The 12,149-nt window shown below is 47.1% G+C and carries 8 protein-coding genes; 2 read left to right on the top strand and 6 right to left on the bottom strand.

What is annotated here, in order from left to right; translation table 11 throughout:
- Nucleotides 1-87: 87 nt before the first annotated feature.
- The gene (locus LKD36_RS15175) at nt 88-717 is read right to left on the bottom strand and encodes a single-stranded DNA-binding protein (protein WP_118771571.1); all 630 of its coding nucleotides are present in this window, start codon (nt 715-717) and stop codon (nt 88-90) included.
- 200 nt (nt 718-917) lie between these two features.
- On the opposite strand from LKD36_RS15175, the gene typA reads away from it, so the two are divergent.
- The gene (gene typA / locus LKD36_RS15180) at nt 918-2,741 is read left to right on the top strand and encodes a translational GTPase TypA (protein ID WP_308460122.1); all 1,824 of its coding nucleotides are present in this window, start codon (nt 918-920) and stop codon (nt 2,739-2,741) included.
- 83 nt (nt 2,742-2,824) lie between these two features.
- Here typA and LKD36_RS15185 read toward each other — a convergent pair whose 3' ends face one another.
- From LKD36_RS15185 to ftsH, 4 genes are all read right to left on the bottom strand, one after another.
- Complete coding sequence (locus tag LKD36_RS15185) at nt 2,825-3,763, bottom strand: ROK family glucokinase (RefSeq protein ID WP_308460123.1); 939 nt, start codon at nt 3,761-3,763, stop codon at nt 2,825-2,827.
- Nucleotides 3,764-3,783: 20 nt separating this feature from the next.
- Nucleotides 3,784-4,713 carry an HPr(Ser) kinase/phosphatase gene (gene hprK / locus LKD36_RS15190; protein WP_118771551.1) on the bottom strand — a complete coding sequence of 310 codons (930 nt, stop codon included), beginning with the start codon at nt 4,711-4,713 and terminating at the stop codon, nt 3,784-3,786.
- Nucleotides 4,714-4,808: 95 nt separating this feature from the next.
- Nucleotides 4,809-6,623: an excinuclease ABC subunit UvrC gene (gene uvrC / locus LKD36_RS15195; RefSeq protein WP_308460137.1), complete on the bottom strand. Its 1,815-nt coding sequence runs from the start codon at nt 6,621-6,623 to the stop codon at nt 4,809-4,811.
- A 94-nt stretch (nt 6,624-6,717) separates the two neighbouring features.
- Nucleotides 6,718-8,628 carry an ATP-dependent zinc metalloprotease FtsH gene (gene ftsH, locus LKD36_RS15200; protein WP_308460124.1) on the bottom strand — a complete coding sequence of 637 codons (1,911 nt, stop codon included), beginning with the start codon at nt 8,626-8,628 and terminating at the stop codon, nt 6,718-6,720.
- A 230-nt stretch (nt 8,629-8,858) separates the two neighbouring features.
- On the opposite strand from ftsH, the gene LKD36_RS15205 reads away from it, so the two are divergent.
- Nucleotides 8,859-10,460 carry a CTP synthase gene (locus LKD36_RS15205; RefSeq protein WP_308460125.1) on the top strand — a complete coding sequence of 534 codons (1,602 nt, stop codon included), beginning with the start codon at nt 8,859-8,861 and terminating at the stop codon, nt 10,458-10,460.
- 593 nt (nt 10,461-11,053) lie between these two features.
- Here LKD36_RS15205 and LKD36_RS15210 read toward each other — a convergent pair.
- Entirely contained in the window at nt 11,054-12,133 is a 1,080-nt protein-coding gene (locus LKD36_RS15210) for a PepSY domain-containing protein (RefSeq protein WP_308460126.1), read from the bottom strand.
- Between the last annotated feature and the right edge of the window lie 16 nt (nt 12,134-12,149).

The raw sequence follows: 12,149 nt of genomic DNA on the forward strand, positions 1-12,149 counted from the left end.
TTTTCTGTCTTTTTTTTCAAAATTTTCACCACAGATTTTCTCCGGCGGACATTTGTATCTGTCAGCCGGAGGAAATATTATACAATACTATGATTCAAGATACTCGAGTTTGCTCACAGATATTTCATATGCAATTCTTTTCTCACTTTCCTCCTCACTCAGTTTTTTCATGTACTCGCGGCTCTGGATTCTTCCCCAGATCTGTGTGTGGCCTCCCACCTCAAATCCGGATGCAAAACGGGCATTTCTTCCCCAGCAGATGCAGGGAATATAATCAGATTTTCCATAAGGCCGGTTGACAGCCAGTAAAATATCCGCAATCTCACGTCCAAGCGGTGTTTTCCGATAGACCGGTGGTTTGCAGATATATCCGTCCAGAAAGATCTGATTAGTCTTGGCATTCTCCACTTCTTCATCCGTAAACTCCAGTTCCCTTACAAATACAGAAAGAACCAGACGGTTCTTCTTCTCCTCGTGCCGATTGTAGGACCGAAACTGGCCCGCCGCACGGATATAGGCTCCCCGGTAATCCGCATTCACATCAATCAGCCGCTCGGAAATCATCAGCGGAATAATATCACATGAATCGCTTAGCCGTTTTACAGATACATTCAGCATATAGAAGCCTTCCCCAAAAACTTCATGGCTGAATGTGAAGTCGGACACGACTTCCCCTACAATCGACACCTGGTTGTTTTCAATCATCTTATCTGACATCATTTTGTTCTCCCTTCCTTTTGACGAAGTGTCTCTTTTCGTACATTGTCTATAAAATATATTCCCGTTCTTTTCCAAATATTCCAAAAAAGTTAAAAATTATGCGCCTGATGCGAAAAAAGCTTGTATTCCGGGCAAAATATGTTACACTATTAAATTTGTAGGATATTGAGTGAGACAACAAAGAAGAGGTTTTTAGTATGAAACGTGAAGATGTAAGAAATATAGCAATCATCGCTCATGTAGACCACGGCAAGACCACCCTGGTCGATGAGCTTCTGAAACAGAGCGGCGTGTTCCGTGCCAATCAGGAAGTGGCAGAACGTGTCATGGACTCCAATGATATTGAAAGAGAAAGAGGTATCACCATTCTTTCCAAAAACACGGCAGTCTTTTATAAGGATGTAAAAATCAACATCATCGATACTCCCGGTCATGCAGACTTCGGCGGCGAAGTAGAGCGTGTCCTTAAAATGGTAAACGGTGTTATCCTTGTGGTAGATGCTTTCGAAGGTTCCATGCCCCAGACCAAATTCGTTCTGAAGAAAGCGCTGGAGCTGAATCTTCCGGTAATCGTCTGCATCAACAAAATCGACCGTCCGGAAGCAAGACCGGAAGAAGTCGTAGACGAGGTTCTGGAGCTTCTGATGGATCTGGACGCTACTGATGAGCAGCTGGACTGCCCGTTTGTCTATGCTTCCGCAAAGGGCGGCTACGCTTCCCTGGATCCGAACGAACAGGGCAAGGATATGACTCCGCTGTTCGATACCATTCTGAATTATATTCCGGCTCCGGAAGGTGATCCGGAAGCACCGACCCAGGTACTGATCAGTACCATCGACTACAACGAATATGTAGGCCGTATCGGCGTTGGAAAAGTAGACCGCGGTACCATCTCCGTGAACCAGGATGTGGTTATCGTAAACCATCATGATCCGGATAAGATGCGAAAAGTAAAAGTCAGCCGTCTCTATGAATTCGACGGTCTGAATAAGGTAGAAGTGCAGAACGCAACCATCGGTTCCATTGTTGCCATTTCCGGTATTTCAGATCTGCATATCGGAGATACTCTGTGTGCACCGGAAGCGCCGGAAGCAATTCCGTTCCAGAAGATTTCTGAGCCGACCATCTCCATGCAGTTTAATGTCAATGACAGCCCGCTCGCCGGTACAGAAGGAAAATTCGTCACTTCCCGTCATCTGCGCGACCGTCTGTTCCGTGAGCTGAACACCGATGTCAGCCTTCGTGTGGAGGAGACTGACAGTACTGACAGTTTCAAAGTATCCGGACGTGGTGAGCTTCATCTGTCCGTCCTGATCGAAAACATGCGTCGTGAAGGTTATGAGTTCTCTGTCAGCAAAGCCGAAGTACTTTATCACTATGACGAAAATGGCAAGAAGCTGGAGCCGATGGAGCTGGCTTACATTGATGTAGATGACGAGTTCTCCGGAAGCGTTATTCAGAAGCTGGGTGAGCGTAAAGGGGAACTCCGCAACATGCATACCAACAGCAACGGTTCCACCCGTCTGGAATTTTCCATCCCGGCACGAGGCCTTATCGGATACCGCGGAGAGTTCATGACCGACACCAAAGGTACCGGCGTTCTGAACACTATCTTCAACGGTTATGAGCCGTACAAGGGAGATATCCAGTACCGCAAACAGGGTTCCCTGATCGCATTCGAGTCCGGTGAGTCCATCACCTACGGTCTCTTCAATGCCCAGGAACGTGGTGCCCTGTTCATCGGACCTGGCGTAAAAGTATATGCAGGTATGGTTATCGGACAGACCGGCAAGGCAGAAGATATTGAGATCAATGTCTGCAAAACCAAGAAGCTGACCAATACCCGTTCTTCCAGCGCTGACGAGGCTCTGAAGCTGACTCCGCCGAGAGTATTAAGTCTTGAGCAGGCTCTGGAGTTCATCGACACTGACGAGCTTCTTGAGATCACTCCGAAGACATTAAGAATTCGCAAGAAAATTCTGGACCCGACCATGAGAAAGAGAGCTGCTATCCGTAAATAATCGGATGCGGTTCTATGCAAAAAGGGCATACCGTTCATCATTCGATGAACGGTATGCCCTTTTGTTATATATCATATTCCTTCTTATTCTTCAATCACCAGCTTGGCTGCGCCATACATACCGGCATCATTTCCAAGACTTGCCAGAATAAACTCTGCATCCCTGCATCCGCGGAATACATATTTCACATAATATTTCTGAATGTAATCAATGACGATCTGTCCGGCTCTGGACATACCGCCGCCGATGACAAATACTTCCGGATCTGCAGTTCCTGCCACTGCAGACAGTGCCAGTCCCAGATATTTTCCGAAACGCTCTGCTACTTCACAGGCAAATGTATCCCCATCTTTTACTGCATCCCAAATCTCCCGTGCCGACATGGTCTCCGGATCCAGAACCGTTTTCACAGCGTTCTGTTCCAGCATCCATTTTGCCAGACGGACAATACCGTTGGCGGAAGCCACATGTTCCAGACATCCATGATTTCCACAGCCGCAGGCGCCAGGCACTTCATCGTCCACATGGATGTGTCCAATTTCACCACCTGCTCCGTGTGCGCCGGTAATAATTTTTCCATTAATAATCACACCGCCGCCAACTCCTGTTCCAAGAGTTACCATAACACCGCTCTTATGGCCTGCTGCCGCACCTTTCCACATCTCGCCTAATGCTGCTACATTCGCATCATTTCCGCCCTTGCTGGGCAGTCCGGTCAATTCAGTGAGCTCTTTGGTTACTTCTTTATATCCCCATCCAAGATTGGCTGTATGCGGAACCACACCATTGGCATCAATAGGACCCGGCACACCAATACCGATACCCGCTACATCCTTTTTATCAATTCCTCGTTCCTCCAGCTTGCCAAGCGCCGCTTTCGCAATATCCGGCAGGATCGCAGCTCCTTCATTTTCCGTATGGCTTGGGATCTCCCATTTTTCCAGAAGTTCTCCATCTGTGCGGAACAGTCCCATCTTTACCGTGGTACCTCCCACATCAATTCCAAAACAGTATTCCTGCATATTCCTTTCCCCCTGATTCTCTATTTCTTATTGCGGTTAATGCTCTCCTGTACACGGCGGTACAGCTCCTGAGCCGCATTGTAGCCCATCTTTTTCTGTCTGTGGTTGACTGCCGCAGACTCTACAATAATAGCAAGGTTCCGGCCCGGACGGATCGGAATGGAATGGCAGACGACTTTATTTCCGAGAAATTCCGTGTACTCTTCGTTCAGTCCCAGGCGGTCGTATTCTCTGTCTTTGTCCCACTCTTCCAGACGGATAACCAGATCAATATTCTGGGTCTCCTTTACACTCTCAACACCGTACAGAGTCTTGACATCGATGATACCGATACCGCGCAGCTCGATGAAATGACGGGTAATCTCCGGAGAAGTTCCCACCAGCGTATCGTCGCTGACTTTGTGAATCTCCACTACATCATCAGTAATCAGTCGGTGTCCGCGCTTAATCAGCTCCAGTGCCGCCTCACTCTTACCGATACCGCTTTCACCCATGATCAGAATACCTTCACCGTATACATCCACCAGCACGCCGTGAATGGAAATGCAGGGGGCCAGCTCCACATTCAGCCAACGGATAACTTCCGCCATGAGCGGAGAGGTCATACGGTTGCTGAACAGCAGCGGTTTGTGATATTTTCTCGCCATCTCATACATCTCTTCATCCGGTTCGGTCCGTGATGCATAGATGACACAGGGGATCTTGCTGGACATGAACCTCTCATAGTTCTTCAGCTTCTCCTCTTTATCCTGATTTTTCAGATAGGTGTATTCTACATATCCAATAATCTGTACCCGCTCGCAGGCAAAATGTTCAAAATAGCCTGCCAGCTGAAGTGCCGGACGGTTGATATCCGGGCTGCTGATCTCAATTCCGTCTGTTGCAATATCCGGCGTCAGATTTTTCAGATCAAGCTTCTCAATCATCTTATTTAATGATACTGTCGGCATCGTCGTTTCTCCTGTTCTCTTTTAATTGACCGGATTTTCCACCCACGGGGCGGTACTGTCTTCTTTCGGTCTTTCATAGTTCCAGTATACCTTCTTTATTCGTTCTTCGCAATATGAAAGAACTCAAAAACCTGACGCGCAGAGCGGCTGTTCATACCCTCCACTTTTGCCAGTTCCTCCTCCGTGGCAGACTTGATGTCTTCCAGTGTCTGGAAAGATTTCATCAGCGCTTTTCTCCGCGCAGGACCAATACCAGGAATATCATCCAATACTGAATGCACCTGCTCCTTACTTCGGAGAGAACGGTGATATTCGATGGCAAACCGGTGGGCCTCATCCTGAATCCTGGTCACCAGCCGGAACGCTTCACTGTCCCGGTCAACAGGCAATTCTATGTTATGAAAATAGATTCCTCTGGTCCGATGCTTGTCATCCTTTACCATACCGCAGACCGGCACCTCGATATTCAGCTGCTGCATAACTTTCAGAGCAATATTTACCTGACCACGGCCACCATCCATCATAATCAGATCCGGATAATTTTCATAGTGGGAAAGACGTCTGGTCAGCACTTCCTCCATACTGGCATAGTCATCCACACCCTGCACGCCGCGAATCCTGAATTTCCGGTAATCAGACCTTTTAGGCCGGCCTTTCTCAAAAACTACCATGGAGCCAACCGTCTGGAAACCGCTGATATTGGAAATATCATAGGCTTCTACCCGTTCCAGCTTCGGAAGATTCAGAAGATTTGCAATCTCTTTCATGGCACCGATGGTGCGGCCTTCCTCTCTGCGGATGCGCTCGCGATCCTGCATGAGCACCATATCCGCATTCTTCTTCGCCAGTTCCACCAACTTTTCCTTCTGGCCCTTCTTCGGCACCTGGATATGCACCTTCTGACCTTTTCTGCCGCTCAGCCACTCTTCTATGAGTGCCGCATCCTCGATCTCATACTGCAGCATGATTTCTCTGGGAATGTACGGGGTTCCCGCGTAAAACTGCTTGATAAAAGCAGACAGTACCTCTGGCCGGCTGTCCCCGTTTGCAATCCGCAGGCAGAAATGGTCTCTTCCAATGAGGCGGCCATCCCGGATAAAAAACACCTGTACCACCGCATCATGCTGATCTACAGACATGGCAATGACATCTTTATCCTCCATGTCACTGCTGGTAATCTTCTGTTTCTGAGCAATCTTGGTCACACTGTTTAAAAGTTCCCGGTACTCGATGGCTTTTTCAAACTCCATCTCCTCCGAAGCCTCCAGCATTTTCTCTTCCAGTTCCTTCAGGATCGGTGTATAATCACCATTTAGAAAAGTCAGTACTTTTTTGACAGACTTTGCGTATTCTTCCTTTGAAATATATCCCTGGCAAGGTGCCGGACACTGATGAATATGATAATTCAGACACGGCCGCTCTTTTCCCTGCATCTTTGGCAGCTGCTTGTTGCAGGTCCGGATGCCATACAGTTTATGAATGAGATCTATGGTATCCTTCACTGCCCCTGCAGATGTATAGGGTCCATAGTATTTTGCCTTATCCTTGTACATCTGCCGGGCAAACAATACCCTCGGAAACTCTTCCTGTACTGTCACCTTAATAAACGGATAAGTCTTGTCATCCATCAGCATGGTATTGTATTTAGGACGATGTTCCTTAATAAGATTACATTCCAGCACCAGCGCTTCCAGTTCCGAATCCGTGATAATATACTCAAACCTGGCAATATGGGTCACCATCTGTTCAATTTTTACACCCTTATTCCGGCTGGACTGGAAATACTGTCGTACCCGGTTTTTCAGTGAAATGGCCTTTCCCACATAGATAATAGCATCCTTGTCGTCGTGCATGAGATAAACGCCCGGTTTGGACGGAAGCTTTTTCAGTTCTTCTTCGATATTAAATATTGCCATTTGCTTCTCCTTTTTCCGGATAACGAAAACCGCCAAAGCGCAGGACATTCACTGCGTTCTGACGGCTCTTCCTCAGCTTCTTATTTTCTTATTCCGCAAAAATCAGTTCTTCCTGATGGTATTCTTCCTTGTCACTGCCGTCACGGACTTTGTGGTAAATCTCCATAAATTCCTTACCGGTGATGGTTTCTTTTTCAATCAGGAACTCAGCAATCTTATCCAGATACTCCCGGTTCTCGGTGAGCAACTGTTTTGCCTCGTCATACGCTTCTTTCAAAATCCGCATGACTTCCTCATCCACATGGGATGCGGTCTCGTCACTGCAGTTTAAGACGCTGCCATTGTCGAGATACATACTCTCTCTGGACTCCAGACCCATAAGACCAAACTTATCGGACATACCGTACTGAGTAACCATGGCTCTCGCCAGATTGGTTGCCTGCTGAATATCATTGGAAGCACCTGTGGTAATGGAGTCAAATACCACTTCCTCCGCAGCGCGTCCGCCCATGCAGACTACCAGACGTGCCAGAATCTCATTCTTGGAGAGCAGGAACTTCTCCTCCTCCGGTGTCTGCAGCACATATCCAAGAGCTCCGCTGGTACGCGGAATGATCGTGATCTTCTGTACCGGTTCCGCATCTTTCTGCAGGGCACTGGTCAGCGCATGGCCAACTTCATGGTAAGAAACAATTTTTCGTTCTTCCTCGCTTAAGATCTTGTTCTTTTTCTCTTTACCCATGAGTACTACTTCCATGGCATCGAAGAGATCTTTCTGGCAGATAGCTCTGCGTCCGTGTTTTACTGCCAGGATAGCTGCCTCATTGATCATATTTGCCAGATCGGCACCTACAGCTCCGCTGGTAGCCAGCGCCACTGCTGCCAGATCCACCGTCTCATCCATCTTCACATTTTTCGCATGTACTTTCAGAATGTCCTCACGGCCTTTCAGATCCGGACGCTCCACGATGATCCGGCGGTCAAAACGACCCGGTCGAAGCAGGGCCTGATCGAGAACTTCCGGACGGTTAGTTGCAGCCAGAATGATGCAGGCCTGATTGCTCTCAAATCCATCCATCTCTGCAAGCAGCTGGTTTAAAGTCTGTTCTCGCTCATCATTTCCACCCATGCGGGAATCACGGCTCTTACCGATGGCATCGATCTCATCGATGAATACGATACAGGGGGCATTTTTCTTTGCCTCCTCAAAAAGGTCACGTACACGGGAAGCACCCACTCCCACGAACATCTCTACAAAATCAGAACCTGCCAGAGAGAAGAACGGCACATGTGCCTCTCCTGCCACGGCTTTTGCCAGCAGTGTCTTGCCGGTTCCGGGAGGTCCCACAAGCAGTGCGCCCTTCGGCAGCTTTGCACCGATCTCCGTATATTTCACCGGATTATGAAGGAAATCCACCACCTCTACGAGAGATTCCTTCGCCTCTTCCTCACCTGCCACATCCTTAAATGTGACACCTGTCTCTTTTTCAATATATACCTTGGCTTTGCTCTTGCCGACACCCATCATGCCGCCACCGCCGCCCATCCGGCGCATGAGCAGGCCGAATGCCAGCCACAGAAGCAGGATCGGTGCCAGAATTGAGATGATATTCCATATGATCACTGACCAGGTATCCTGAATGTACGGTTTAATCTCCACGCCCTTTTCCTTCATGAGAGGCAGGAGTCCTTCATCGTCCATCTTTCCTGTATAATAAGTAACTTTAACCGTCTTGTTTTCCTCACTCTTCGGAGTGATCTCCCAGGTCGCGCCCGTATCCTCTACGGATGCAATCTCATCGTTTTCGAGCATTTCCAGAAATTTATCGTAGGTAACTTCCTGTGTCGTGGCCTGCGTGTACTGATCCCGCACAAAGCCCCAGAGAAGAAAGCCTATCATAAGAAACACCAGAAACATCATCATGTTCTGGGTGTTCTTTGGAAATCTTCCGTTATTCTTGTTGTCTCCATTTCTGTTCGGAGTCGTGTTTTTGTCCATCTTTTTCCTCCTTGCGCGTAGCACTTCTTATTATAGTGAACCTTCCTTTATAAATCAATACACCTCCGATGAAAATTTGGTGACGAATTATTAAATAAGTATAAATCTAAATTCCGTAAAATTTTTAGTATGTTTTTTATGGATTTTTGGAAGTGGCGGAGATATAATAAATAATGTTTTTTTAATTTGGTAAAATTTTTTAATATATACATTCAGGAGGAATCAGCCATATGCCAGTAAAGTATGTATTTGTCACCGGAGGCGTTGTATCAGGACTCGGCAAGGGAATCACTGCCGCATCTCTGGGCCGTCTTCTGAAAGCACGCGGTTATAAAGTAACCATGCAGAAATTCGATCCTTATATTAATATTGACCCTGGTACCATGAATCCAGTACAGCACGGTGAGGTGTTCGTCACCGACGATGGAACCGAAACCGATCTTGATCTGGGACATTATGAGCGCTTCATCGACGAGAGTCTTGATAAAAATTCCAACGTAACAACCGGTAAGGTTTACTGGTCTGTTCTTCAGAAGGAGCGCCGCGGTGATTACGGCGGAGGAACCGTGCAGGTTATCCCACACATCACCAATGAGATCAAAAGCCGTTTCTATCGGAATTTCACTTCCGAAGATACACATATCGCGATTATCGAAATCGGAGGAACCGTCGGTGATATTGAGAGCCAGCCATTCCTGGAAGCCATCCGCCAGTTCCAGCATGAGGTAGGACACAACAATGCCATTCTCCTTCATGTAACCCTGATTCCTTATCTGAAAGCATCCGGTGAGATGAAGACCAAACCGACTCAGGCTTCTGTCAAAGAACTGCAGGGAATGGGCATCCAGCCGGACATCATCATATGCCGTACAGAACTCCCGCTGGAAAAAGGCATCAAAGACAAGATTGCCCTGTTCTGTAATGTGCCGAAGGATCACGTACTGCAGAATCTGGATGTAGAATACCTTTATGAAGCACCGCTTGCCATGGAGCAGGAGCATCTTGCTCAGGTAGCCTGCGAGTGCCTGAATCTGCCATGCCCGGAACCAGATCTGACCGACTGGACCGAAATGGTTAACAAACTGCGTCATCCGACCACCGAAGTGACCGTTGCCCTTGTCGGAAAATACATCCAGCTTCATGACGCCTACATTTCTGTAGTAGAAGCACTGAAACACGGCGGCATTGACAACCACGCCGTAGTCAATATCAAATGGATTGACTCTGAGACTGTAACTCCTGAAAATGTGAACGAACTGCTCTCTGACGTGAGCGGTATCCTCGTGCCGGGGGGCTTTGGCCACCGCGGAATCGAAGGCAAAATCACCGCTATCCAGTATGCCCGCGAACACAATGTACCATTCCTCGGCCTGTGCCTCGGCATGCAGCTCTCCATCGTAGAGTTTGCCCGCCACGTAGTCGGTCTGGAAGGCGCACACAGCATCGAGCTTGACCCGAACACCGCTTATCCGGTCATTGCACTGATGCCGGATCAGAACGGCGTGGAGGATATCGGCGGAACCTTACGTCTCGGCTCCTGCCCATGTGTTCTTGATAAAAACTCCAAGGCCTATGAGTTGTACGGCGAAGAACTGATCCACGAACGTCACCGGCATCGTTATGAGGTAAATAACGATTACCGTTCCACTCTCGTAGATCATGGCATGTCCCTCTCCGGACTGTCTCCGGATGGAAGAATTGTGGAGATCATCGAACTCCCGAATCACCCGTTCTTCATTGCCACACAGGCTCACCCGGAACTCAAATCCAGACCAAACCGCCCACATCCGCTGTTCAAGGGATTCGTAGCAGCCGCACTGAAGGCGAAATAAAAATAATAGATATAACACAAAAACTCTCAGGCCGGACAACCTGAGAGTTTTTGCGTTGAATATATATACTACTAAGGGGATAGAGAAAAGCAAAAAATAAAGAGACAGTACTGATCTTCAGTGCTATCTCCCTTGATAACTGGTTTCCGCTTTTCAATTATCAGAAGTCGTATCTTCTTCTGATGATTTGTATTATAACCTCTTTTTTTCGGATGTCAATGCTATTGAAATAGATCCGTAGAATTTTCAGTTTTTTTACATTTCACTGTAATTTTTTCTGCAAAAGATTCCATTCACAAAACAAACTCTCACACAAACGAAAAATCTTCATGAAAATATGGTGTTGTTCATAATTTGTTCATTTATCCTTCAAAAAAGGTTCACGATATGCACATGATTCCTTCACGATTATTGCATATAATAAAACCATCAAAACAAAGACAGCCAGTAACATTTTAAATAAACTTTTTCATAATAATGCCGGAGTAGCAGTCTCCGGCATCCTCCCTTTTCAGGTTCTCCTTTTATGGAGAACCCTTTTTTGTACTTTTTCGCATTGAAAGTGTCATTTTGTGTACAAACTTCTGTTTTTATCAATCGTCATCATCATCATCGTCATCATCATCATCGTCATCATCATCATCGTCATGATCATCATCATCGTCCCAGTCGTCATCATCAAAATCATCATTGACATCATCTGTCTCCTGGTATTCCGAATCGCATTCCAGAATAGAACCGTTCACTGCATCAATGGTATAATCGTACTCTACTCCATCCCGGAAGAACTCAATCTCATATTCCAGCCTTCCATCATCATTATCAAGCTTTGCCTTGGAGAACGTCACGTCTGCCACTTTCAATCCTGCATGACTGGTGGCAGTTTCTTTTGCTTTATCAACGCTGATGGTGCTCGATGCCGCCGGCTGAGCCGCCGTTTTTACTTCTGTCTTTGTTTCCTGCTTTGGCTGTTGCTTTACTTCCGTCTTCGTTTCCTGCTTTGGCTGTTGCTTTACTTCCGTCTTCGTTTCCTGCTTAGACTGACTGGACTGCTGTGGCTGGCTCTGTACGACTGTCTCGGTCTCTTTGCTCTTGCTTCTGATGCTGCCGCTCACTGCATCAATTTCATATTCGTATTCTGTATTGTCTTTAAAAAATTCTACTTCATAAACCGGCACACCGTCTTCTGTGTCAGCCTTTTCTTTTGTAAATGTCACTTCCGCTGCTTTCAGTCCTGCATCTGTAAGTGCTTTGTTTTTCGCCTCTTCCAGCGTAATCTGCTTTATCTCTTCTTTTACTGCATTGCTGCCGGTTTCCTGTTTTGCCTCTTCTTTTTTCTCTTCCTTTGCCGTAGTCTGGGCTCCCGGAAGCAGTTTTACATCCTTCTTTACAACTGCACCGCTGGATGCTTTGATCCAGTAATCATATTCTGTGTTATTGGCAGTAAATTCTACATCATAAATGAACTGTCCCTGCTCATAATCAAAGTCTGCTTCCACATCTGTGGCGCTTACCGGATCAATTCCGGCATCCGCAAATGCGAAATTAATGGCATTTCCCGCTCCTATGGATGACTTTTCGGCAATACTTCCCGCTGCAAATACGGTTCCTGTTCCAAGCAGCGCCAATGCTGCAGCTGCACAGGCGGTAGTCATAATGGTTCTCTTCTTCATACTGTAATCCCCTTTC

It is taken from the genome of Hominiventricola filiformis, assembly GCF_020686965.1.
Lineage (GTDB): Bacteria > Bacillota > Clostridia > Lachnospirales > Lachnospiraceae > Hominiventricola > Hominiventricola filiformis.

What these genes read in the sequence shown, in the direction of transcription:
- ftsH (WP_308460124.1), bottom strand. Translation starts at nt 8,628, where the DNA reads ATGGACAAAAACACGACTCCGAACAGAAATGGAGACAACAAGAATAAC.
- LKD36_RS15210 (WP_308460126.1), bottom strand. Translation starts at nt 12,133, where the DNA reads ATGAAGAAGAGAACCATTATGACTACCGCCTGTGCAGCTGCAGCATTG.
- LKD36_RS15205 (WP_308460125.1), top strand. Translation starts at nt 8,859, where the DNA reads ATGCCAGTAAAGTATGTATTTGTCACCGGAGGCGTTGTATCAGGACTC.
- LKD36_RS15175 (WP_118771571.1), bottom strand. Translation starts at nt 717, where the DNA reads ATGTCAGATAAGATGATTGAAAACAACCAGGTGTCGATTGTAGGGGAA.
- typA (WP_308460122.1), top strand. Translation starts at nt 918, where the DNA reads ATGAAACGTGAAGATGTAAGAAATATAGCAATCATCGCTCATGTAGAC.
- hprK (WP_118771551.1), bottom strand. Translation starts at nt 4,713, where the DNA reads ATGCCGACAGTATCATTAAATAAGATGATTGAGAAGCTTGATCTGAAA.
- LKD36_RS15185 (WP_308460123.1), bottom strand. Translation starts at nt 3,763, where the DNA reads ATGCAGGAATACTGTTTTGGAATTGATGTGGGAGGTACCACGGTAAAG.